Below are 23,911 nucleotides of genomic sequence, written 5' to 3'. Positions count from 1 at the left end.
GCAACGATGCCTTTCAAACACAATGTCTCCCGCCGCCATCGCATCGGCAAGATGAAGTTTAAGCTGACGAACTGGCCGGAATACGAGGCGGGTCTTCGTCGACGCGGTAGTCTGACGCTGTGGATCACGGCGGAGGCCCTGTCGTGCTGGGGGGCGCCGAAGCGCACGCCACGCGGTGGCAACCACGCTATTCGGATCTGGCGATCGAGACTGCTTTGACGCTGGGATTGGTTTTCGGCCTGAGACTGCGCCAAAGCGAAGGGCTTTTGAGTTCGGTGCTTGAGCTGATGGGATTGAATCTGCCCGTGCCCGATCACACGACCCTCAGCCGACGGGCAACAACCTGGATGCCATCTGCCAAACGACGGGCTGCGCCAGATGCACCACTTCACGTCCTCATCGACAGTACCGGGTTGAAGATCTACGGCGCGGGCCAATGGCTGGAAGAAAAGCATGGCACCAAATCCCGTCGGGGCTGGCGCAAGCTGCACCTGGCGCTGGATGCCGACAGCGGCTATCATCGCACACGTCATGACGGATCAAGATGGCTGCGACGCCTCTCAAGTTGGGCCGCTGCTCGACCAGATCGACATGCCGATCGATCAGTTCACGGCCGATGGCGCCTATGACGGCAACCCGACCTATGAGGCTGTCGCCGGACACAGTCCTGACGCGACGGTCGTCATTCCGCCACGCGCCAATGCGATAGAACGGCCGGACGCCGGTCTCTCCCGTCAAAGAGACCGCCAAATTGCGGCGATCAACGCCGATGGCCGAATGAAGTGGCAGGTCGCGACCGGCTACGGAAAACGATCCCTGGTCGAGACCGCGATCGGTCGTTACAAATCGATCATCGGACACGGGCTACGGGCACGCTCATTCCGCGCCCAGCAGACGGAGGTCGCCATCGGCTGCGCCGTCCTCAATCGAATGCTGGAATGTGCACGCCCGAATTCTGCCCGGTACAGACACGCTACCGAGTAGCAAAGGCATCAAAGACTGACATCCGCTTACATGGCGATCGCTGCACCAACGCCACCCGCGGGCTCAGTCGCTTATGTGCCTTACTCGCTCACATTGGTTGAACGGCAACATCGATCAGGCCGTGCGCTATGCCGAAACGACCATCGCGGAGGCGGGCAAATCGGAGCATCCGATCACACTGATCAGCGCGCTCGGTATGATGATGTCGCTGTATTTCTGGATCGATGATTTGCTACAGGTCGAGCGCAATCTCGCAACATTCGAGCGCATCTCGGAGAAGACATTCTTCGACCCGTATCGCGCGGTCGCGCAGGGGCTAAAAGGCCTGTACTTGCTACGCATTGACCGCACATCGGAGGGAATACGATATTTACGCGACACCCTGAAGAGGTTAGCGGTTCGGCGATACAAGATGCTTGTGTCGGATTTCGCCGCGGAGCTGGCCCTCTGCCTGGCAAAACAAGACGACCGCGCGGAAGCGCTGGCTCTCCTCGACGAGGTGATCGCCAGCTATACCGAAGTCAACATGGTCATCCACCTACCGGCGCTTTGCTGACAAAAGCTCTGGTGTTCATCCAGGGGAAAGTGCCGGATCTTAAGTCCGCTGAAGAGTATTGTGAGAGATCGATGGCCTTGGCTCGGCAGCAATCGACACTTTCATATGAATTGAGAGCGGGCGTTGCAGCTCGCTCAGATCTGGATCGCGAATGGCGAGGTCCAAAGAGCCCGTGATCTCATCGGGCCTATCTACGGCCGCTTCTCCGAAGGTTTCGAAACCCCCGATCTCATTCGTGTGCGGGAAATGCTTGGCATTTCCTGACAAGCGCCGGTCATGACGACCATACCACAAAGCATCAGTGCTCGAAAAGACTTGGAGAAGCATGATAGGCGTCAAGACCATCGCTGATCAGTTTAGCCTAGCGTTGCAAAAGGCTGGCCGTAAAACACACGCGTCCTTTCGATTTCCTCATTCTCACAAAATCAGGCGCGATGGTGCTTGTGTTCTTCACTGCGCAGGTTGGATTGACCATTGCGCCGGTGCCCGATGCGCATAACGCAGGTCGCTTTATCTCTAACATCGACGTCGACAAAGGAAAGGGACCGGTATCCCTCGATAACGATACGTCTCAAATGCATTCGACACCAAACGGCTCCAAAGAGAAGACAACCCCCACTATCGCTGATTCGACATTGGTGATCATCATCGGTTGCGTTTTACTTGCTGAAAAAAAAGCGAATGTGGTAGCGTACCTCGGATTGGTGTCGAGGTGCCGCATACTATCAAGCGCCACCTGTGCGTTAATGGTTGCCGGAAATGTAACTGGCAAGCGAGCTGGCGCCTAGAGCAAAATGCTGTGATGTTTGAGAAGCTTATAGATCCAGATCCCACTGGTCTGTGGTTCGATTCCCATCAAGAGCATAGATGAGCTAAATGCAGTGAAAATGGAATTGCGCGAAATGTGTAACGACAATGCCTCTACGGATCTTGTAAAGATATTGTCGTTACGCTATATAGGCGCAAACAGGAGTTTGCCGTGCCGACCCCACATACGAACAAAAATCCGGACGCAAGCGTACCGCTGAATATGCGCATCAAGCCTGCGACCCGCAACTTGATCGATCGCGCTGCTGAGTTGCTTGGTAAGACGCGAACGGATTTCATGTTGGAAGCTTCCGAGCGCCGAGCCGAGGAAGTGCTGCTCGACCGTACTATCTTCACGGTAAGCCCCGAAATCTATGCTGAATACCTTGCCCGGCTCGATGCACCCGCGCAACCCAATGAGCGTTTAGCTCGCACCATGTCGACCAAATCACCCTGGGACGAGGCGTGACCCTCAGCGCACCGGCACCTCTGGCCGATCATCATGAACTGGCCGAGTTCAATTCCGGAGTCGTTGAACTGGACGACTGGCTGCGACGCCGCGCCCGTTCTAATCAAGCAAGTGGCGCCTCGCGAACCTTCGTCGTGTGTGAGGAGAGCCGCGTCATTGCCTATTACGCCCTCGCTTCCGGCGCCGTCAAACAACCGGAGGCGCCTGGCCGTTTTCGGCGCAACATGCCTGATCCAATTCCGGTCGCTGTGCTTGGTCGCCTGGCCATTGATCAATCCTACCAAGGGCGTGGGATCGGCAGGGCATCGGTGCGCGACGCGGGCTTGCGCCTGCTCAATGCCGCTGAAGTACTTGGCATTCGAGGTATGCTCGTTCATGCGATTTCAGATGACGCACGAGCCTTCTGCGAGGCCGTTGGTTTCCGGTCTTCTCCGTCGGACCCCATGATATTGATGGTCGGACTGCGTGACCTCAATAATGCGCTGAACCCTTAGGCGGAACTCATCGATAATTTTGGCTGAATGCAGTCCATCTCGCTTCTAATTCGCTGAGTTTTCGGCAGGAGGTCTCGGCCTCAAACGAGGGCCGCGAGTTCCAATCCCTATTGGGAGCAAAGAGATGGACGGCGGTGTATTACACGTTCACAACGGTTTCCGTAAAAGAGATGGGTTCCGATTCAAATCCTGCCAACTGCAGACAGCGATCAGGCCAACAACATCCCTTGGTAGCAGGAGCTCTCAAGACTGTAACGCGAGGAATACGGAAACGACCAGCACTTCAAATGTTACCAACACGGGTAAAACGATATTCGGCCGAGTGAAAAATCCGACCGGTTGAGTGGTGCGAGCTGTCGTATCCTCAATCGACGCTCTCGTGATTTTTTGAAATTCGATTCGCTGTGGCGCTTCTCATTTTAGGCGCTCGGGCGTCGAATTTGGCCGCCTCGAAAGCGGTTAGAGAGGTGTTGAACCGCACTTCGGTTGCCATTTGGACACAATGGTAAACAACCGAACTGTCATAATTCACTATTTGTTAGGTCCGGATATTGCTTCCCGCCTTCTGGTTGATATTTCTGCCTTGCTTCTAACATCCGAAGGAGATTCCGGAATGCGGAAATGGGCGGCGATTTTACCCTTGGTTGTCCTCAGCGCCTGTGCAGGGCCGTCTGATGGGCCAAGCGCCCTCAATATTCGCAATGCAAGAATGCCCGATACGCAGCGGAAGATTCCGGTCGTGCCGCTCTCCGAGGCTCCGATGGGTTCGCAGGTTGTTGCGCCGTCCTATTTGCCCGGTGATCAGGGGCTTACGAGCCTGCGCTCTGGCGGCTTTTCGGATGCCCGCTTGCGTCCGGGCGACGTGTTCGACGTAACGGTGCTGGATACCGGCGAGGACGGATTGCTGTCCGCCACGCAGAGCAAATCGCTCAATCTCGGCCGCTTCACCGTTGATTCCCGCGGTTTCGTCACCATGCCCTATGTGGGCAAACAGCGCGTCATCGATTCGACCCCGGAAGGGCTGCAGTCGAAGATTGTCACCGCCCTCAAAGGCTCTTCGGTCAACCCTCAGGCTGTCGTGACGGTGGTCGACAAGCCGTCCAGCGCCGTAACGGTCGATGGCAAGGTTCGTTCTGCCGGCCGCTTCCCGCTGACGGCGCGCGGAGAGCGCGTGCTTGATGTCCTCGCGCTTGCCGGCGGGGCATCGTCTGCACCAGCCAACACGACCGTCACGTTGACGCGCGGTTCGCAAAGGGCGAGCGCGCCGCTGGATCGCATCCTTCAGGACAGCAAGCAGAATGTGCGCCTCGTGCCCGGCGATCAGCTGTTCGTCAACGGCAAATCGCAGACCTTCACGGCACTTGGCGCCTTCAAGAGCGTCGGCGAGTTCCCGCTGGAACCCGGCCAGACCACCTTGGCGCAGGCGCTTGCCCGCGCCGGCGGCATGCTCGATGATCGTGCGGACTCCCGCAACTTCTATCTTTTCCGGAACCAGAATATCTATTCACAGGTTGCGCCGAGCCTTGCCAAAAACGCCGGCGCTCCGACCGTCGTTTCGGTCAAGCCAATCATCTACAGCGTCAATCTTAAGCAGGTCTCGAATTTCGTGCTGATGCAGCAGTTCAAGATGCAGGATGGCGACACGATTTTCGCCAGCAACGCAGACACGGTCGATTTTGCAAAGCTTTTGACCGTCTATCAGAAGAGCGTGCCGACGGCTGCCGCCCCGCTGCCGGGCAGTTCATCGACGAACTGACAGGGTCCGAACTAGACTGCCTCTATCAAGGCAAGGGCCGCCATTGCGTTTGACGGCCTTCGGGAAGGAACAGGGTCTGCCAGGTGTCGGGCGGCCGCCTTTATAACGGTGATCGATTGCCCGGTCTCGTCGCAATGTTCCAAAAGCAGGCTCATGACGCGTCCGGCCGAAAAGAGGTCGGCACTGAATTGCATGGCGGCATCGCCTGAGACTTCTGGTGCGGTGAAGCCCAGTGTTACCGCCTTGGCAATATCGAGATCGCTGTATCGGCTTCCACATTCGACCGCCGTACCGAAATCGGCGATTTTCAGCTGATTGAGATCTCCATCTCGAAGTAGAAGATTGGCCGGCGAAATATCTCCGTGTACATAACCGGCTTGATGGATCGTGCTCAGTCCGACGAGTATGGATTTCGCCGCCGCCCTGACATCCGCCGCCGACAGCGAAACTTCCGTCAATCGCTGCGACAAGGACGGCCCGATCCATTCCATGATGAGCGCCGGGCGTCCATCGGGCAAGCGGATGGCACACTGAGCAGAGGCAAGGTGGCTGCAGCGTAGCGTCAGGCCTATGCTTGCCTCACGCAACAGCAAGGCTTTGGCGGTCGCCTCGCTTGATCGATCCGCCGGGATGGTTTTCATGGCATGGAGCGTGCCGAGATCGCGATGACGCAATCGGCTGATTTCCGTACGCTCGTTGCGGTGCGTAACCGCCTCGACGAGGAAGGTATTGGCGATGAAAGCCGGCTCACCATCGGGCAAGGAGGGCAGACGCCGGTCCAATGCATCGCGCAATCGATCGATCAGTAGATCGCGCATCCCTTTCGGCCGTTCGGTTTCGCCATCATGGGTTAGAAGATATTGCAGCTCGGCAAAGCTGGCTGCGATCCTTTTCATCTCCTCGTCGTTCGTATCGCCACTCATGTTGCGCCGATGACGATCGCGCTGACATTCTCGCGGCAATTGGCGATGAGTGCTTCCTGAATCAGCGCCGCGGCCGCTTGTTCCAGCGGCGTCTCGATCAGGATTTCGGCGATGACGCGATCGGTAAGCGTGCGCGAAAGCGGAGCGCTCGCAAGCAGGAGCCGGTCGCCGCGTTGAAGCCGGTCGCCAACGACTTCCGAGACAAATTGATCCTTCAGCCCCAGAGCTCGGCCAAGTGTGCGCCGCAATCCTATATCGATATGGTCGTGGGTCAACAGCCGCATCATCCCGTCGCGAAGCAGATAGCAGCGCGCATCTCCCGCCCATATCGCCGCAAACTCGCCATCCAGCAATGTTGCGGTTACGACGCTGGCGACAGGAGGCTCGCGTTCGGCGGTGGCACTCTTGGCGCGCAGGATCGCATGGGCATGGCTGAGCTTGCTCTTGATATCCTGTATCAGCAGCTGCAGCGCCTCACGCCGCGGAATACCGGCGAGGATTCCTGTTGTGATCCGCGCCGCCTCAATGGCCCCGATGCCATCGCCGACACCATCCGCGATAGCGTAGACATGCGGTGCTGCGCTGACGAGGAGTGCATCGGCATTCAGTGAGAGCCGTGTTCCGGCATGGCTGGCATGGCTGTGCGCTATTGCGAAATCTGACCATGCCGCTTTCGTCGTTTGCGGCGCTTCGATCGGAATAGCGGCAACCGAATGCACTACCGGTTCGGCAGTCTCAGCTGCTTTGTGAACGTCTGCCGTGACGAGCCTGACGAAATCCTGCGCCGTAGGGGCAGTCACGGTGCGAAACCCCTTGCCCTGGCGCGTGCCGGGATTGATGCGCCACCAGAGAGAGGCGGGCGCTGGGACATTGCCTGTGGTCGCGAGCCGTGTCGTGGTCGATCGCTTGTCGACGAATGGCAGGCGAAGCCGCTTGGTGCTCCCGACGAAACGCCGCATTTCGAAATCGGCCTTGTCGGAGGTTTCCGCCAAGGCTTCGGCAGCGGTAAACCAGCTATCGTCGTCGCACAGATCACGCAGCTGTCCGGAAAAGTGCTGCAATTGGGCTGCGATGATCAGAGGAAAACTTCGGCCGACGCGGTCGCGGCTGGGCAGAAGAACGCCTGCGACAGCAGACGGCGCCCAGACTCCCTTGCCGACGACGAAGCGCCAGGCAGCCGTCGCATGAAACAGACGACGCCAATCCGATCCCAATGCTGCTTCGAGTGCGATCAGGCCATTGTGAACCCATTGATCGAGTTCGCTCTGGAGACGCGAGCCGAGTGCTGAAGAAACGAAATCTCCGTGCGTCGGCAACTTTCCGAAAAAGCCGATCGTGTCGGCTTGCATCGGCGATTGAGAGCGGGCGAGCGGTTCATTCATCTGGGAGCCGTCAGAACTGCGCCGGGCAGCTGAAATCGGACAATGCCTGCAGCCGGAACGGGTTAAGCACCGAACCGAACTGCACGTCGAATTCCGCCGTCTGGCCCTTGTCTTCAAATCGAGCCCGGAAAAGATCGGGGGCCCGGACCGTCACCTTGGCGGCATCGAACAGGCGGAAGGGCGACCAGTCGCCGGTCTGTGTGATGGCCGGTTGCAGATCTCCCGGGAAAAATCTGACATTGGACTGATTCACTGCGCCAGCGGGCGGCCAGGCAATGGATTTTGGCACTACCTGCCCGTGATTATAAAGGACATGCTCGCCGACGATATCAACCATTACTGAATTGGCATTGTCCGACAACGAAACAGGCTTGATATTGATCGATATCGAGGGTTTCTCACTGCCGGCCGGAAAGAAGGCATGCTCGATCTTGCTGGCATTTTCGAACTGCGCGATCGCCTGGCTCGGAATGCTGTCGCCACCAAAGGTGCCACGCCAGCCCCAAGGCTGGGCGCTTGTGTCGACAAATGCGTCCAGCCGGTTCTTGAAGAAAGACTGGAATAGGCCTTGCGGTCCGAACAATCGGATGAAATCCGCCATGGCGATATCCTGGCCGGATTTCCGGTCGAAGGGATAGCGACCGGTGACGATGCGGGCGCAGAGATCTGCGCCCTCCGCGGCCCAGAGGTCGTTGATGCGGGCGCGGGCCGTCTTGACCGCCAGCGAGCCGATATCGGCGGCAACCGCCACCATCCATGCATCGGCGGGCGCCGGCAACCCGCGAGCCTGCTGCAGCAAGTCCTGATTGGCATTGGCGAGCTGGCCGCCGGCGTCGAAAACGCGTGCCACTTCCGCCGTCGAGTTCGCCGCGCGTGACAACTGGCCATAGATGTTCTGGAGGATCGGCTGGAGGCTCTGGATCTGGGAGCGCGGCTTATTGCTGCCATTGGCATTGCTGTTCTGGGACGTGGGTTGCGCATTGGCGGCATTCGCCTCGAGCGCCGCCCGCAACGGACCGTAAGGATCGGGTGCGCTGACCGCGCTTGTGGTGGCGGCAGTCAGCGTTGCGTCCGGAACATCGTCAAGCAAGGCAATTTCGGCGCCTGCCGCAGGCCGCAGGTCGGTGGCGGCTGCTATGGATTTCAGCGCCATCTCCACAGGGCTTGGGTTGGCTGCCAGGATACGCGCCGTCTCGGTCGCATCGGCAAGATTGCTCGACGGGCGCACCTGAAGGTCGGCAAGCAATGAAGACCATTGCTGCTGGAATGCGTCGAAATAAAGCTGCAGTGTTGCCTGGGAAATCGCGTCAGCGGTCAATGCCGAAAGAGCTGCGCCGCCGTTGCCGCGGACCCATTGCTCTTTGAGCGCTTCCGAGGCTGCAGTCGCGACCGTTAGCAGCACAACGTCACGATAGCCTTTGGCCGTGAAAATTCCCGGAATGCCCTCCCGCAGCGTTGCCTTGGATTTGCGCTGGAAAATCTGGGCTCCGAGCGGCCCCAATGCGTCGGCGGGAAGCCAGGCATCAAGCTGGCGGGCCTGCCGGGAATGGATGAGGATATCATAGGCTCGGGCTGCAAGACTTTGTGAGTGGATCGTTTCCCGCGCCTTGGCAATCAGGGTGTTGTCCAGCTCGATCTGCGGCAGATTACCCGCAGCCATCGCCTCGACATGGCCGACGAGTGCCTTGCGTGCAGCCGATCGCCCTTCCTCGCGATAAAGCGCCGCGAACATGTCTTCCGATTGCTGAGAGACGAAATCCTTATCGATCGGTCCCATTCCACCGAGCATGCCGTACAGTTTCAAGGCGTCGAAAGTCTTCTGAACATCCGATGTCTGCTTGAGCTTATTTTGAAGTGCCACGAGCATACGCGGCAGAAGAAGCGCGTTCAAGGCGCGCTGATAGGCTCCGTGCTGGCGGCTGGCGATCTTATCCCCTTGGTCGAGGCCGAAACTCGTCGGCCAGACGCGTGCCTCATCGAAGCCGCTGGTGACGGCGCGAAGATTGTCGAGCGCCGGCAGGATCCGCAGGAAATCCGCATCCGTCACGTCGCGAATCTGAATGCCGCTTGCGAGCTTCTCGTAGTTGTCGATCCGGCGTTCGGCTGCCGCGATTGCGCGCGAGTTCTGAAAATAGGTTGCCGTCCAGCCGGTGAAGACGATTGCGAGCGCGATGGCGGCTGCGCCATAGGCGACCTGTCTGATCATGGCTTGCCGCCCCGACAGGCGCCTGTCACGAGCAACCAGCGACGCCTCGCCGAAGATCACTTCCTTAAACAGGCGCGACAGGAAATAGCTGCGGCGCGTGCGTGGGGTATCCGTTTCCCGGCTCTGCGTGCCCGAAGCAAAATAGACGCCGCGAACGAGGGGGGATTCGATGAGGCTCGAAGATGCACAGAGCTCGGTCAACAGCTCCTGAAGACGCTCTCCCAGGGAGGCCAACTCCGCCGGGAAACGGAAGATGCGGCCGCGAACTTCGATATTCGGCTCCTGCTGCATGCGTTCGATCAGCATGGCATCGACGCGCTGCTGCAACAGCGCGAACTCTTCCATGAAGCGCTCGGGCAGGTTCTCGCCCTTATAGCTTTCGTCGAGATCGAAGGTCGTCCCCCAGACCTGTTCGCGATCGGTTTTGGCAAGGCCGTCGAAGAATTCGACAAAGCCGGTCAAAAGATCGGCCTTCGTCAGGACGACATAGACGGGCACGCGCGCATGCAGGAACTCGTCGAGTTCCGACAGGCGCTTGCGAATGGAACGTACCTCTTCGAGCTGTACCTCTTGATCGCGGCTGAGAACATCGCCGATCGAGAGCGTGACGAGCGCGCCGTTGATCGGCTGCGAGCGGCGATATTTGCGCAGCAGCCCAAGAAAGCCTTCCCACCCGGCCTTGGACGCACCATTCAAATCGTCCTGCGTGGTGTAGCGGCCAGCGGTGTCGATCAGGATCGCCTCGTCTGCGAACCACCAATTGCAGTTGCGGGTGCCGCCGGCGCCCTGCACCGAATTGCTACCCATCGCATCGCCGAGCGGGAACTTCAGGCCCGAATTGGTCAGCGCCGTCGTCTTTCCCGATCCCGGCGCGCCGAATATGACATACCAAGGCAGCTCGTAGATGTAGCCGAAGCGCTTCTTGCTAATACGGCGCAGAAGCAGCAAGGCTTCCTTCAGGCGGCTGTGGATTTCGCCGACTTCCGCCTGCTGCCTGGCGGCATCGTCGGCAATACCATCCATCAGCGCCTTGTCACGCTTGCGGGCGCGCAACGTCGTGATCAGCAGATAGATAAGCCATGCCGCGATGACGATGCCAATCGCGATCATGCGGGCGGTGGTGCTCGACAGCGGCTTGAAGCTGCCATACCCGGCCATGGAGCCGTAGAACCAGATCACGACGCAGATCGCCGCAACCCAGATCAGCGAGATGAAACGCTGGCCGAGAAGACCGGCATAGGCCGAGACGTAGGAGCGAAGCGTATAAAACGCGCCAAGCGGATTCATCGGGCTTCTCCCGTCGTCGCAGATGTCGCCGGCGCATTACCGCCTGGCCTCTGTGGCGTTGCCTGCGGATTAAGGGCGACATCGCCAAGCCGTTGTGTTGGGTCGGTCAGCACCAGGATCTCCGTCCGGCGGTTGGCCTCGCGTCCTTCCGCCGTATCGTTGCTTGCGAGCGGATCGCTGTCGGCGCGTCCTTCCGTGAGGATGGCTTCCTTGCCGGTATAGGCGGCAAGAATATCGCCAACGGCACGGGCGCGGGCCTCCGAAAGATGCCAGTTCGATGGGAACTGAGCCGTGCGGATCGGCACATTGTCGGTATAGCCGACGACGACGGCGCGGAATTTTTCTGAAGCCAATGCCCCACCGATGCGCTGCAGGAGATCGCGGAACTTATCGCTGACTTCGGCGCTGCCGGTGTCGAATAGGCCGGAATTGTTGATGCGCACCAGCAGCCTGCCATTGGAATTCGACAGCGTGACCAGCTTGCGGTCGACCTCCGGCTGCAGGAAGGCGAGCAGATTGTCGAGCGGCGTCGGTTGCGGCTTGACCGGTGGCGGCGTTTGCGGCTGCCTCTGCGCAGGAGGGGGCGTCTGTGCGACTTCTTTCGGCTTCGGCGCGTCGATCAGAACGCTTGGCGTATCGCGTGGCGGCAGGTTGGCGAGGCGCTCGAAGGTTGCGTCGGAGGCGTTGTTGAGCGAAAGCGTGAAGAACATGTAGCCGAGCGCAAACAGAAGCGCGAGGACGGAAAGGATCGTCCAAAGCGCAACGGCCGTGCGCAACGGCTTGTGGCGCGCCGAAACACCGCGCCAATGCGGCGAGAGCTCGCGTTCGAAAACGCCATATTGACCGAGCAAGGTCTTATAGAGGCTGTCACGGATGCGCCCGAGTTCCAGCGATCCGCGCGGCGAAACGCGCGTGCGGCCTTCAAAGGCGAGCGACAGGCAGAGATAGATGAGAAGCAGCAGGTCCTTGTTGGTGCCCGGGCTCTGCTGGAAATGGTCCAGGAGATCGAAAACCCGATCGCCGCCGGTCACGTCCATGTGGAAGGTCGAGACCAGGCCGGATCGCGCCCAGCCGGCGCGCACGCCCCAAGGCTTGCTCAAAACCACATCGTCTATGGTCGCACAGATGACATAGTGAGCGGCGCGTGCCCGTTCCGGGCTGATGCGCGCGCTCGCAAGATCACGCTCGTAACGTCCGACCGCGTCGATCGTCACGCGCCTAAGTTCGGCAATGTCGGGCTGTTCTTCGGTGTTGCGCAGGCTGTGAGCGAGATTGAGCAGTGGCGCGGCCGAGCGCACGATGGTCGGAACATCATCACCGCCGAAGCGAAAGCCGCGGATCAACGCCTCGACGGACCAGCCGCCAGCTGCATTGCCCGATTTGTCGTTCGGCTGCTTATCCAGCTCCTCATCGAGAATATCGGCCATCTTGCGGGCGGCTTCGTTCTTGCGCGCGCCGTCCTCGGTCAGCTCGATGATCGTCGGCAGCTCGTGCCAGGGTGTTGAGCGCGGTGTGTTCATTCTCTAAGAGCCCACAGTTCCATCTCCAGGCCAGGGAAGTCGCCCGCGAGATGCAGCGCGATCGCGCCGGAGGTATCAAGCTGTTTCCAAAGCGGATTCTTCGTATCGAGTTCGAAGTAGATCGTGCCGGACCGGTAAGGCAGCTGCCGCGGCAATACGGGAAGCGGCCTGACGGGAATGCCGGGCAGTGCGACATTGACGAGCTCGGCGATTCGCTCCACAGGCCCGATCTTGATCTGCGCGGGCAGCTTGCGCCTGACATCCTCGGCCGACATCTCGGCGCGAACCGCAAGCACGAAGCCGGCATCCTTGAGCAACGAGCGGTCGTTGATAGTCCCGACGCGCACGTCGTGACGGCGCTCGATGAGTTCGATTGCGACGGCTGCTTGCTCGAGCACTGCCGAAAGAGACGCGCGCAGATCATTGAAAACAGCAGCAAATGTCGCCTTCAAATCATCGTGGCGATAGGGCGGAAAGTCGCTGGCGCGCTTGCGATCGGTCGTGAAAGTGGCAAGCTCGCCGGCAAGCTGGATGCATTCCTCATAAAAGCTTATCGGATGCATCCGCGAAGCATTTGCCGCGATATGGCGCAGCATGGGATCAGCGCGATTAAGAATGTGCAGCAGAAAATAATCGCCCACTTCCGCGGTGCCGCGCACTGTGGGATCGCCGACGCGTTCGGCGATCGCCTCCGCCCGATGACGGACGATGCCGAGCAATTCGGTGATGAGTTCGTTCAGCCGTGCTTCGGCCGCACAATTCAGCGAGGGAGCGATGTAGTCCGGATCGAGAATGACCGACCGGTCGGAGCGGACCTCGATGATACGGGCAAGGCCGATCAGATCGTAGCCGGCCAGTTCGTCGCCGGTCTTCAGGTAACGCAGGCTCAGGCGGCCGACATCGATCGGCGCCATGAAGTCGGTCTCCAAATTCGCATCCGGCGCCTCATATTGCGAGGCGGTGATACGAACGCTGTTGCGCATGGCGCTGCCGTTCATGGCGACATCGGCTCTGCCGGGCTGACGGCTGGGCAGGGCCAGATAGACGATAGCGTTCTTCGTTGAATCGTCGAGCTCCAGTGGGGGCGGCAGATCCGCATCGACAGGCGCTTCGAAAGGTGTGCCGTCGGGCAGGATGCCGCGCAGGTTCGACAGTGCAAACTGGCCGATCGCGAGCGCGCTGCGATCGATGCCGATCTCTGCAATGCCCCAAGGGTAGGGTGCAAGCCCGCGCGCGGTCGTCCGGACCAGACGCTCCGTCCAGCGGTCGGCCTGCTGAAAATGCTGCACGCGAAGGAACATGCCCTCGCTCCAAGCCACGCGATTTTCGTTCTTCATCGGGTGTTGCCCGTCCTCTCTGCCAAACTGGTGGTATCGTCTTCGTCGCGGCCATCCGCGAAGGCGCCGAACGCCTCCGCTAGGAGATCGCGGACCGAAATGCTTTTGCCGCCCCTTTCGAACTGCGCGCGATAGGCCTTCCAGTAATCGCCGTTGCCGCGCCAAAGAGCCTTGCGCTGGGAGGCATCGACATGCGCCTCGACCATGCGGGGCTCGAACATTCGATTGGCTTCGCGAACAAGGTTTTCAAGGCCGGTGTTAAGCGCGGATTGCCTCGAAATGAGCGATCGAAGACGGTCGGCGAGTTGGTCCGTTCGTTCGCGGCTGAACAGTGAAGCGGATGAATGAGCCCGGCTCTCTTCAATTCCGAAGATGGACGCTTCGTCGTCTAGTGTCTGCTCCAACGTCGAGATGAGCGCTTCAAGCTGGCGCAGCGGATCGAACTGCAGCGCAAAACTCGCATCATCCGCACCTTGATCCGTATCCTCGGCAGCACGCATATCATTGGCCGGAACCATCGCTTTGGCGGTCTCGGCCGCCTGCGATCCAGAACTGCGGGCAACAGCGACGGAGACATGGGTTGCCGCGCCATGTTCCAGCTGAGTGCCCAGCTCGAAATCCGAGTTCCAATCATCTGGAAGTACCGGCTTGATGCCGGTCGTTTCTGGCGGGCCGTTCCAGCCGATATCGACATTTCTGCTTGGCGACTTGCCCTTGTCCGACGATTGCGGCAGCGCCGAGATCCAGTCGTCGCCGTTGCGCTGACCGAGCACGCCAGTGGCGGTACTGCCGCCGGGCGCAATATCGGCCAGGATCGACGAGATCGTCATGGTTTCATCGCTGAGACGCAGGTCGTCTGCCGGATCCTCGACATCACGGTCGGCTTCCCCGGTGATGACGACGTTGAAGGCGATATTGCCGAATGCGATCCTGGATTTATCCGCGAGCCTTGCGGTCTCGCCTTCCAGAATGGTAACGCCGTCCACGCGGGTTCCGTTGGCGCTCTGGTCGCGCAGGAGGAAGCCGGCACGATCGCGTTCGATCACGCAATGAACCTTCGAGATCGAGCGCTGCTGATCGGTCACCTGCCAGTCGCAATCCGGCGACCGCCCAAGCGTGCGTTTGCCACGCTCGAAGAACCATCCTTTGCTGGAGCCTTCTCCGGATGTTTGCCGCAGTTCAAGCCGCATGGAGATCTCTCCGATCGGATTGTCCTTGCGTCTTACGTGGCTCCGCGATGATGGCATCGCCGCTGTCGCGGTCAGCCGCTGCAACGCGTGCCCAGCTGTTCCATCCAAGCCTCGGCGGATCACTGCTTTCGCCGAGCCGGCAGAAGGGAATATGCTCCTTCTTCAGAACCACTTGAATGTCGAAATCGAGCGATGGATCGACGTAAAGTCGCGTCAGGGCAAACAGCGCATCGATATTGGCGCTGCCTGGAGAAAGAGATCGGTAATCCTCATAGTCGACGGGCCCGACAACGACACGGAAGCTGCCGCCGAAATCATGGATTGCGGCACCCGCCATTGAGTTAACGCCGAGCTGCACGCCCTGCGGCTGCCCCATGCGGCTGCGCTCGCTCTCGGGAATGGAAAGCCATCTGCCCTTGAAAAGTTCGATTGCGACCGGCAGGCCGGTGAACTCCTGCAGCATGGCCTGCAGATTGACCGCGTTGCGGGTCCGCGCCGCAAAGAAACCGGAAAATCTAAGGATCAGCTCGTCGTCGGGGCGAACCCTTTCTTTCAGCCGCGCCGTGCCGAAGCCCGCCAGCGAAAACAGCGTCTTGATGAAGGCATTGCCGTTTCTGTCCGGGCTCCATCGCAGCCGACGGGCAAGGCGATATTTCTCGCTTGCATCGACGAAGAGCTCGGCGAGGCGGCTTGTGAAGAGATCGAAGAAGCTTGAAAGGCCATGAGCCCGATTGCGTTCTTCACGCATGACGAGCTCATTGTAGCTCGGCGGCATTGCGCCGAGCGGGCCGAGCAAGCCGGCCATGCTGGCCTTGACCGTTCCTGTCGCGCCCTTACGCTTGAAGTCGCTGACGACAAGTGGCGCCGGCGAAACGCCGACGGGTGAGGATACGGTCAGATGATCGCTAGCTGCGTGCTGGGCAACGCGAAACGCCGTCGACGGTTCGAAGCGACCGGGGTCGCGCTCGAGCAGCGCAGCAAGCATTTCGCTATCATCTGGCCGAAACTGGTCCATTGCTTCCGATCACCTCTTCGTCACAACAAGGGCCGTTCGGCGGCGCGAGCCGGCCAGACGGCGATTGGTTTCGATTGCCCTTTCATCGATATGGAAAGGCGAGTGAAGCTGTTGATCGAGGTGTAAAGCCCGAAGAACCGGTCGAGGACACTACCGAAGAGATAGGCTGAGGGCCTGTCGATGGCGGCCGGATCGAATTCCAGCCGGATATCCGTACCCGTCACCATCCCGCCGCCGCCAAGCCGCGTCATCGAGCTTTTGGCTTCGACCCGGACGAGAGCGTCGGCAAGCAGTCTGGTTTCGCGGCTATCCCTGAAGGCATAGAGCGACAGAATATCCTTCAGTGCGGCGCCGTCGTTGTCGAAGATGGAAAGATGATTGAGCTGGAGATGCGACATGAGCCGCCAGTTGCGCCCTTGCTGCTCATTCATCCGCACCGAGGGAGTGGGTGCCATCAGGGCTTCGACCGAGCCGACAGCTTCGCTGCCTGAGGCCAGCTGCAGATAGGGATGGCCACCGCCGAAAGGCAGTTGCTCCGGCAGCTCGCGGTTGAGGCACAGCGCATCGATGCTGGCGATCTTGTCGAGGGGACCGCTTGCCCGGCGAGCGCGGTCTACGAACGTGATTTCCATATCCGAGGTGTGGTCGTCGGCATCGAAACGGCGCGCGCACTGCCAGAAGAGTGATGAGGCTCCGCCCTTCAAGCTGCGGCCGAAGAAGGGTTGGCACTGTTCCTCGTCTCCGGTGCGCGCGGATACGACCACCTTCTCGATCGCATAAATCTCACGCGTCTTCTGCCGCCTGGCATCGGGCAGCACGCGATATTCCGTGCGCGTGCCGTCGAGCGCAATCGGTTCGCAGTTTTGGCGAAACAGGTTGACGATCGGAGTGGCATTCAAGACGAAATCACGGGCGGAAATGGCGCGCTCCAGCTTGGCGCTGGTTTCATCGAGATAGATGAAGATTTCCAGCGTTTCGCCACGCCAGGCCTTCAGGCCAACGATATCGATGAAGAGGAATTTCTGCGGCAGGGCAAAGAATTCCGTCAGCAAACGATAGCCGGTAAAGCTCGAGCTTGGATAGGGCAGGATCGCTTCGTCCGGCTCGAGGCCAACGGGGCGAAGTGCCTTCGCCGGCAGCATCACAGGGGCTCGGTCGTCGGCGTGGTGGGCAAGCGCGATGCCGAGCGTGTGATTGACGAGAAGCTCATGGATGGCGACGGCATGCTGCCAGGACGAACCGATATGAAGCCGCAGCCTGTCCACGCCGATCTCGCTGAGCGGCCTGCTGGTGTCCCGTGCACGGATCGAAAGGCGCAGGCAACCGGCCGCACCCCCATGAGTAGATGGCGGCGCACTGATGGGATGGCCAGTCAGCGATGCCGAGACGATCTCGATCGGCGCAACCTGTGTGTCCTGTGTCGTGCGAAAACGGCAGCTCTCGCCGCCGATCGGCTCTGCGAAGATTTCGGTATGACGCGGCACGGTCTGCACCGATGCCAGCGTGCTGCTTGGCGTGAAGCGCACGATGCTCATTGAGGGCAGCGGTGCCAGATAATGCGGATAGAGCGTTTCCAGCAGCCCGTCCGTCAACTCCGGAAACTCGTCGTCGAGCTTCTGACGCACGCGGGCCGCCGAATAGGCAAAGCTCTGGATCAGCCGTTCGACATGCGGATCGTCCGCAACCTCGCCAGTCAGGCGTAGTCGGCCGGCAATTTTCGGGAAGGCGTCGGCAAAACGCGCGGCACGCCGACGGATCGCAGCCAGCTCGTCATTATAACGCTGCAGGAAACCGTCAGCCATTATTGGCCTCCACCAGGAAGCGCTGGGTCGAAGGATCGATCGTCGATTCAAAGCTGATCGGCGGCATGCCCTCATGCACACGGAAGGTTGCGTGGATGCGCAGCCTCAGTGCGCGTTCGCCGCTCCCGCGGCTCTTGAGGATGCTGACCTGCACATCGGAAAGCCGCGTCTCGAACAGCGCGATACGCCGCTCGATCAGCCGCGCGAGACGACTTTTGGCTTCATCGGTGACGAGATTTGCCGAGACCATGCCGTCGACACCAAAGGATACCAGCGCATCGCCCAATTCATCGTAAATCGAGGGCGGCGCAGTCGGGCGGCGGCGCGTGTTGAGCAGTGCCTCAAGGTCGCGGCGAATGCATTCGCGCAGTTCGCGCAGCTGTTCGGCCTGTGTCAGTGGCGGATCCTGCAGGCGATCGGGGTCCTCGTCGATCAGTCGATCGATGATCGACCTCGCGACGATCCTTTCCCGCGGCCTGTAGCGCTCTAACGGATCAGCCATGGGCGGCACGCCTCGTCTCGGCAGAGCTTGGAGCAACCTCCAGCGACTTCAGATCGTGGAAGGAAACCAGATCGTCGCCCGCAAGGAAGCACTTCTGGCCGCGGCCGGTCGTAATGCCCGTCGCCTCGTCGACCCATTCGGTCTCGCGGCCAAGCAGCAGCTTTGCACCTGTCGTGCCATGATAGATCGCCGGCAGCAGCACGGGCGCGCTTGCCCCGTCGACGAGTTCGAGCTCGGCCCTGCGGAAAGCAAGATCACGGGGGCGAGCGATCGGCTCGGCACGGAGGGCGGCAATCCTAGAAAAGTCGATCCACAGATAGGAGCCTCCGGTCATGATGACCTCTAGAGCATGGGGAATCCGATCGTCCAGATCGCGAAAGTCCGAAACGAGCTGACCATTCCAGCGCATCGGCCGTTCGCCCCTGACTTCCTCCAGAGACTGCAATGCCGCGGCCGCATCCGAGGCATGGTCGCGGTCGGCGATCGCCACCTTCAGTGCCGCTTGGTCGAGGGTTGTCGGTCCGTTCGGGAAGTCCGGCGCGGCCGCCTCGTCAAACCAGGCCGAACGCGCCGCCATCCCGCGCAGCTGATTGCGCAGTATGGCGAAGCCCATGATATCTTCCGGCGCGAATGTCGTCGCAAGGTTGCACTGCGCGTCGGCGCGAGCGTAGTCGCCGGCAAGGATCAAGAGATCGATCAGGATATGCCTGCCGTCCTTGTCCGTCGGCGCTGCTTTGACATGTGCCTTCGCCTGCTCGATGGCATCATCGAGTGTGTTTTCGCTGAGAGCTTCGGCGATCCTGGCGGAGAGCGTCATGCGGACATCCTTTGCGGCGTGTTTGCAGAGCCGGAGAACGCGTAGGTCGCATTCGCTGTCTCGGCGATGAGGTGAAAACTTGTCGAAACGTCATCGAGCTGAAAATGCGGCTGCAGCCGCACCATGCAAGCGAACATGCCTGGCTTGCCCGGAATTTCATCGACGCTGATGCCGGCCGAACGCAGCGGGAAACGCGTGCGCAGCGACAGGTCGGCGTCGTCATTGCCAAGCGTGTAAGTCGACAGCCAATCATTCAATTTGCGTTCGATCAATGTTCTATCGGCTAATTTGCCGATGTCATCGCGCATGATGACTTTGAGGTAGTGCGAGAAGCGCGAGGCGCAGAGCACATACTGCAGCATCGCAGCGATGCGGGCATTTTGCCGGGCGTGCTCGCTCGAATAATGCGGCGGCGCATGCAGCGACTGATTGGAATTGAAGATTGCCGAGGAAGAGAGATATGTGGTCGCTATAGGGACGATGCCCAGTTCGCACAGCTGCTGCTCCTGTCCGCTCGTCAGGCGTATCTCGACGGGAGCCTGCTGCGACAACCCATTGCTTTCGATGCCCAGATCATAGGGTGCAAGTTCCTCCGTGCTCAGCATGCCGCCGTCGACGGCGTCCTGCGTCACGCCGCGAATATCGGCGAACCAGCCGCTCTCGATGAAATTGCGGATGACGATCATCGCGAACGCGAAGGCGCCATTGCCCCAGAGCAAGGTGCTGCCATCGGCTGCGATGCTTTCGCGGAAGGGGAACTGATCGTCGCGCTCGCGCGAAAACGCCTCATAGGGCGCGCGCATCAGGATCCGCGGGGCGACAAGACCCAAGAAGCGGGAGTCCTCTCGGGCTCGAAGCCCGTTCCAGCGGATGCGGGTGGGATCATAGGTAAGCCAGGAAAAATCCTGGACACGATTGAGCTCGTCAAACTGCTGCAGGCCGATGGCCTGTGGTGCTGCGGCGGCGACGAACGGGCAGAAGGCGGCTGCCGCCGCCATGCCGATCTGAGTGAGCGCCCCGACCGCATCGCCGCCGGCCGGCCCCTGTGGGGAAAGCTCGTAGTCGCCGATCAGCAGACCGAAGGGCTCTCCACCGGGCATGCCGAACTCGCGGCTGTAGATCAGCTCGAAGAGATGGCTCTGGTCGAATTCCGTCGTCCGCTCGAGATGTCGCGTCAATTGCGCCCAGCTGACGCTGAGGATCTTGACCTTCACTTCTTCCGATCGGCCGGTGTGACGCATGAGCATGGCAAGCCCGCGCCACCGCGCTTCCATTGCCTGGAACTCGGGGTGGTGCAGAATGGCATTGACCTGCCTATTGAGCGCATCGTCGATCATGGCGATCACGCGATGCACCTGACGCGGCCAGGTTGCTCTCGGTTCCGTCGTTGTCGCGGTCATGGCGCTGACTGAAGGTGCGCGGCGAGGAGATCGCCGCGCTACCTCTCCTAGTTCTTGCTCGGAATGCGGGCGACCATGCGGAGCGAAGTGGTCAGCTCTTCCATCTGCAGCCAGGGGCGCATCCAGGCGACGGCGTTGTAGGAGCCCGGTTTGCCCGGAACTTCCTGGACGGTCACCTTCGCATCGCGCAGCGGATACTTGGCACGCGATTCCTCGCCGGCATCGTCATTGGCGTTGACGTAGTTGGCGATCCAGCGGTTGAGCCAGTTTTCGCAGTCCTGCGCTTCCATGAAGGAGCCGATCTTGTCGCGGCCCATGACCTTCAGATAATGGGCAAAGCGCGAGGTAGCCATCATGTAGGGCAGGCGCGCAGATACCGCGGCGTTGGCCGTTGCTTCGGGCTTGTCGTAAAGCTTCGGTTTATGTGTCGTCTGCGCGCCGAAGAACACGGCATAGTCGGTGTTCTTGTAGTGGCAGAGCGGTAGGAAGCCGAGTTTGCCGAGCTCGGCGTCGCGACGGTCGGTGATGCCGACTTCGGTCGGGCACTTGAGGTCGAGGTCGCCATCGTCACTCGAGAAGATGTGCATCGGCAGGTTTTCGACCTTGCCGCCGTTTTCCGCACCCCGGATCGCCGTGCACCAGCCGCTCTGGGCAAAGGCATCCGTCAGCCGCGTTCCCATTACGTAGGCCGCATTCATCCAGCAGTAGGCGTTGTGATCGAGCTCGCCAGTCTTCGAATGATCGGTTTCGTCGAAAGCGAAGTCGTCGATCGGATTGGTCTTGGGGCCATAGGGCATGCGGGCAAGCACGCGGGGAAGGGCAAGTGTCACGAAGCGCGAATCCTCGCTCTCACGCAGGCTGCGCCACTTGGCGTATTCGACCGTTTCGAAGATCTTTTCCAGGTCACGCGGACGGGCGAGTTCGCGATAGTCATCGAAGCCGAACATGCGAGGGCTTGCCGCCGAAATGAACGGCGCGAAGGCTGCGGCCGCAATCGACGAAATCGACTGCAGCGTCTGCACGTCGTCGAAGGAATTGTCGAATTCGTAGTCACCGATTAGGGCGCCCATGGGTTCGCCGCCCGGCGTGCCGAACTCGTCTTCGTAGATCGACTTGAAGAGCCTTGACTGGTCGAACTCCACGGCCTTTGCGAGATCCTTGGAGACGTCGCGCTTGGAGGCGTTCAGCACACGGATCTTCAGGTTGACGCTGGTTTCGCTGTTCTTGACGAGATATTGCAGGCCGCGCCAGCTGCCTTCCAGCTTGGTGAATTCAGGCGACTGCATGATCGCGGCAAGCTGTCGGGAAATTTTCCGGTCGAGCTCGGCAATCGCCTTGTTGAGCGTTACCGTCAGGTTGCGGTCATAGGTGACGGTGCCTTTGAGTGCCTGATCGGTCAGCGTTCTCAGGAGATCCTGAGCACGATCGGGTTCGGTCTGCCTGGTGGCGGCCACGATCTGCGACAGCAGATTTTCCTCGGGCGCGAACTCGGCTTCTTTGGTCTTCAGTTGGCTTTCAGCGCTCATTTTCGATCCTTGCGGAAATGCGGCGATATCGATGCAGCTTGAAATCCGTCGCTACCGGCCGCTTGAAACGGGATTGGGCGATCGGCCTTGGCTGATCGCCGACGACGATCAGCTTGCGGCCGGCTTTTCGGCCAATCCGAGCTCGGACATCAGCTTGGAAAGATCGGCCTTGTTCTGCAGGACGTCTTCCAGCAGCCGCTCAAGCTCTTCCGAACGGTCGGCCTTGCTCATGAGGTCGCGGAGCTGATTGCGCGCATCGAGAAGGGCCTTGAGCGCCGGGACCTGACTGACGATGGAACCTGGCTCGAAATCTTGCATGCTTTCGAATTTCAGCGAGACGGGGAGCTGCGAGCCGTCGCCTTCCAGTGTATTTTCGACAGAGATGTTCAGACCAGGCGTCATGCGACGCATGACGTCGTCAAAATTGTCGCGATCGATCTGAACGAATTTGCGCTCGCCGAACGGTTTCAGCGGTTGGGTCGGATTGCCAGAGAAATCGCCGAGAACGCCGACGACGAACGGCAATTCCTTCACGACCATGGCGCCTTCGGTTTCCACTTCGTACTTGATGTGGACCCTGGGCTTGCGCACTCGCTCCAGCTTTTCGTGAACACTCGCCATAAAGTTTCTCCTTCCATGCCAGCGGCAAATTCGCTCTTCAGATGTGGCGCAACTCGACTTTGGAAAGGGCCGGTTGCAAAAAGTTCGGAAGAACGGTTGTATTTCTCACCCATTCTTGTTCGATTTCAGCTGAATGCCCGCCGCCGTCAGCACGGCGTTGCGGGTTTGCTGCTCTGGCAGCAGTTCGGCCAATAGTTCGGAAAAATCCATGCGGCCGCGCCTGACCATCGTCTCGATCGACATCGAGATCGGAGAGTGTGGTTCGGTGCGGCGGAAGTACCGCGCGACGGCAAGCAACAGCTCGAAGGCCTCCTCGCGCGAGCTGATTTGTTCCGCGCTCAACGCGCGCGAGGTTTGCGTCTGCTCGCCGCCCTCTGGCTGTGATTCCATTGGGGCCACGGCGTCAGACGATTCGATGCCGGCGAGAGAGCGAAGCGCCAAGGCTGCCTCCTGCAGAACATTATGCGTGTTGGAACTTGGCGGTGCCATCTGCCCGCAGTGCTCATTCAGAACGGCTACGAGCCGGTCGAAGGCGGCAATGCAGCCATTGACCGTTTCGAGATGCGAGCTCATCGCGGCCGTACCGGCTTCAAGGGCCGCCTGACTCAGTTCGTCACGGCGTTTCACTTCGTTGGGACGTTGCGACAACTGAAAATCCCAGAGGGATAACTGGCCGAATTTCGCACCCGGAACGAGGGGCGACAGCCTGATCGCCTGGATGATGGATCCTTCGCCGCCGATGCCGTTGAGGCCTGAAAGCGGCGCAAGTCGTTCCTCGATATCGTCGGCGCCGACAGAATGAAACTTCTCCCAATGCTTGTCCAAAAGCGACGCGATTGCATGGTAGACGTCTCGCAACCCATCGAAACCACGCAGACGTAATTCCGCCTCAGCCAGCCATGCTAATACTTCGAGATCCTTACTTTTCGAAGAAATAATCTGCAATCCGAGATTGCTGACATCTGTCCAAAGAGGCGAGATGCTAATATTTTCACCCGGTGATATACCTCGCTCTGCTGCGCGAGCCTGGTTTCTCGCATCCTTTATTCTATAGTATATTTCGCGCAAAGAAGTATTATTGCGAATATTGTCTCCGCAAGGCACATTTTCGTCAAATGGATTTTCTATATCTCGGACGCTGAGCAGGGAATTAACTCCATATCGCAAACTACATCGTTTGACCGCGAGATAGTTAGACCGATATGTTCCTTTGTCAACCATGTCTATTCTGCAACAGATTTATGACGATTCCATTTTTTGACCACGTGAAAAATTTTTTGTATTCCATCTGGACGGATGGAAATAACCGCCCTAGTT

General features: G+C 59.8%; 20 protein-coding genes and 1 pseudogene. 7 read left to right on the top strand and 14 right to left on the bottom strand.

The genetic code is table 11. The annotated features are described in order from the left end of the window. Positions 1-6 precede the first annotated feature (6 nt). From FHX05_RS25260 to FHX05_RS25230, 7 genes and pseudogenes are all read left to right on the top strand, one after another. Positions 7-984 (top strand): annotated as a pseudogene (locus tag FHX05_RS25260) (IS5 family transposase). A gap of 97 nt (positions 985-1,081) precedes the next feature. Beyond that, positions 1,082-1,540: a hypothetical protein gene (locus FHX05_RS25255; RefSeq protein ID WP_183875284.1), complete on the top strand. Its 459-nt coding sequence runs from the start codon at positions 1,082-1,084 to the stop codon at positions 1,538-1,540. 123 nt (positions 1,541-1,663) lie between these two features. Then, the gene (locus FHX05_RS25250; RefSeq protein ID WP_183875282.1) at positions 1,664-1,804 is read left to right on the top strand and encodes a hypothetical protein; all 141 of its coding nucleotides are present in this window, start codon (positions 1,664-1,666) and stop codon (positions 1,802-1,804) included. Positions 1,805-1,974: 170 nt separating this feature from the next. Next, positions 1,975-2,328, top strand: coding sequence for a hypothetical protein (locus FHX05_RS25245; protein ID WP_183875280.1), 354 nt, complete (start codon positions 1,975-1,977; stop codon positions 2,326-2,328). Between the two features lie 191 nt (positions 2,329-2,519). After that, on the top strand, positions 2,520-2,816 hold the full coding sequence (locus FHX05_RS25240; protein ID WP_183875278.1) for a DUF1778 domain-containing protein: 297 nt from the start codon (positions 2,520-2,522) through the stop codon (positions 2,814-2,816). Further along, the gene (locus FHX05_RS25235) at positions 2,813-3,310 is read left to right on the top strand and encodes a GNAT family N-acetyltransferase (protein WP_183875276.1); all 498 of its coding nucleotides are present in this window, start codon (positions 2,813-2,815) and stop codon (positions 3,308-3,310) included. Before FHX05_RS25240 ends, FHX05_RS25235 begins: the two co-directional genes overlap by 4 nt. Positions 3,311-3,923: 613 nt before the next feature. After that, positions 3,924-5,066, top strand: a complete 1,143-nt coding sequence (locus FHX05_RS25230) for a polysaccharide biosynthesis/export family protein (RefSeq protein ID WP_183875274.1) — start codon at positions 3,924-3,926, stop codon at positions 5,064-5,066. Positions 5,067-5,077: 11 nt separating this feature from the next. On the opposite strand, the gene FHX05_RS25225 is transcribed toward FHX05_RS25230, so the two are convergent. From FHX05_RS25225 to tssA, 14 genes are all read right to left on the bottom strand, one after another. Next, positions 5,078-5,962 carry a protein kinase gene (locus FHX05_RS25225; RefSeq protein WP_183875272.1) on the bottom strand — a complete coding sequence of 295 codons (885 nt, stop codon included), beginning with the start codon at positions 5,960-5,962 and terminating at the stop codon, positions 5,078-5,080. A gap of 23 nt (positions 5,963-5,985) precedes the next feature. Next, entirely contained in the window at positions 5,986-7,371 is a 1,386-nt protein-coding gene (gene tagF / locus FHX05_RS25220; RefSeq protein WP_183875270.1) for a type VI secretion system-associated protein TagF, read from the bottom strand. A gap of 10 nt (positions 7,372-7,381) precedes the next feature. Then, entirely contained in the window at positions 7,382-10,864 is a 3,483-nt protein-coding gene (gene tssM, locus FHX05_RS25215; protein ID WP_183875268.1) for a type VI secretion system membrane subunit TssM, read from the bottom strand. Then, the gene (tssL, locus tag FHX05_RS25210) at positions 10,861-12,384 is read right to left on the bottom strand and encodes a type VI secretion system protein TssL, long form (RefSeq protein WP_183875266.1); all 1,524 of its coding nucleotides are present in this window, start codon (positions 12,382-12,384) and stop codon (positions 10,861-10,863) included. The genes tssM and tssL overlap by 4 nt, the downstream gene beginning before the upstream one ends. Next, positions 12,381-13,721 (bottom strand): type VI secretion system baseplate subunit TssK, encoded by a 1,341-nt coding sequence (tssK, locus tag FHX05_RS25205; protein ID WP_183875264.1) that lies wholly within the window; start codon positions 13,719-13,721, stop codon positions 12,381-12,383. The genes tssL and tssK overlap by 4 nt, the downstream gene beginning before the upstream one ends. Beyond that, positions 13,718-14,911, bottom strand: coding sequence for an FHA domain-containing protein (locus FHX05_RS25200; RefSeq protein ID WP_183875262.1), 1,194 nt, complete (start codon positions 14,909-14,911; stop codon positions 13,718-13,720). Before FHX05_RS25200 ends, tssK begins: the two co-directional genes overlap by 4 nt. Further along, the gene (tssG, locus tag FHX05_RS25195) at positions 14,901-15,926 is read right to left on the bottom strand and encodes a type VI secretion system baseplate subunit TssG (protein WP_183875260.1); all 1,026 of its coding nucleotides are present in this window, start codon (positions 15,924-15,926) and stop codon (positions 14,901-14,903) included. Before tssG ends, FHX05_RS25200 begins: the two co-directional genes overlap by 11 nt. A gap of 20 nt (positions 15,927-15,946) precedes the next feature. Then, a complete protein-coding gene (gene tssF / locus FHX05_RS25190) occupies positions 15,947-17,728 on the bottom strand; it encodes a type VI secretion system baseplate subunit TssF (protein ID WP_183875258.1) in 1,782 nt (593 codons plus the stop codon). Next, a complete protein-coding gene (gene tssE / locus FHX05_RS25185) occupies positions 17,721-18,230 on the bottom strand; it encodes a type VI secretion system baseplate subunit TssE (RefSeq protein WP_112338713.1) in 510 nt (169 codons plus the stop codon). The genes tssF and tssE overlap by 8 nt, the downstream gene beginning before the upstream one ends. Continuing rightward, positions 18,223-19,047 (bottom strand): type VI secretion system accessory protein TagJ, encoded by an 825-nt coding sequence (locus tag FHX05_RS25180; RefSeq protein WP_183875256.1) that lies wholly within the window; start codon positions 19,045-19,047, stop codon positions 18,223-18,225. The genes tssE and FHX05_RS25180 overlap by 8 nt, the downstream gene beginning before the upstream one ends. Next, complete coding sequence (tssC, locus tag FHX05_RS25175; RefSeq protein WP_183875254.1) at positions 19,044-20,447, bottom strand: type VI secretion system contractile sheath large subunit; 1,404 nt, start codon at positions 20,445-20,447, stop codon at positions 19,044-19,046. Before tssC (FHX05_RS25175) ends, FHX05_RS25180 begins: the two co-directional genes overlap by 4 nt. A 47-nt stretch (positions 20,448-20,494) precedes the next feature. Further along, entirely contained in the window at positions 20,495-21,973 is a 1,479-nt protein-coding gene (gene tssC / locus FHX05_RS25170; RefSeq protein ID WP_183875252.1) for a type VI secretion system contractile sheath large subunit, read from the bottom strand. Positions 21,974-22,081: 108 nt separating this feature from the next. After that, positions 22,082-22,594: a type VI secretion system contractile sheath small subunit gene (gene tssB, locus FHX05_RS25165; RefSeq protein ID WP_183875250.1), complete on the bottom strand. Its 513-nt coding sequence runs from the start codon at positions 22,592-22,594 to the stop codon at positions 22,082-22,084. Positions 22,595-22,699: 105 nt separating this feature from the next. Then, positions 22,700-23,722: a type VI secretion system protein TssA gene (gene tssA, locus FHX05_RS25160; protein WP_348648342.1), complete on the bottom strand. Its 1,023-nt coding sequence runs from the start codon at positions 23,720-23,722 to the stop codon at positions 22,700-22,702. Positions 23,723-23,911: the final 189 nt, after the last annotated feature.

The sequence above is a fragment of the Rhizobium sp. BK491 genome, from assembly GCF_014194925.1.
Lineage (GTDB): Bacteria > Pseudomonadota > Alphaproteobacteria > Rhizobiales > Rhizobiaceae > Rhizobium.
The sequence above is the reverse complement of the archived record's forward strand: the minus strand, read 5'-3'. Positions and strand labels throughout refer to the sequence as shown.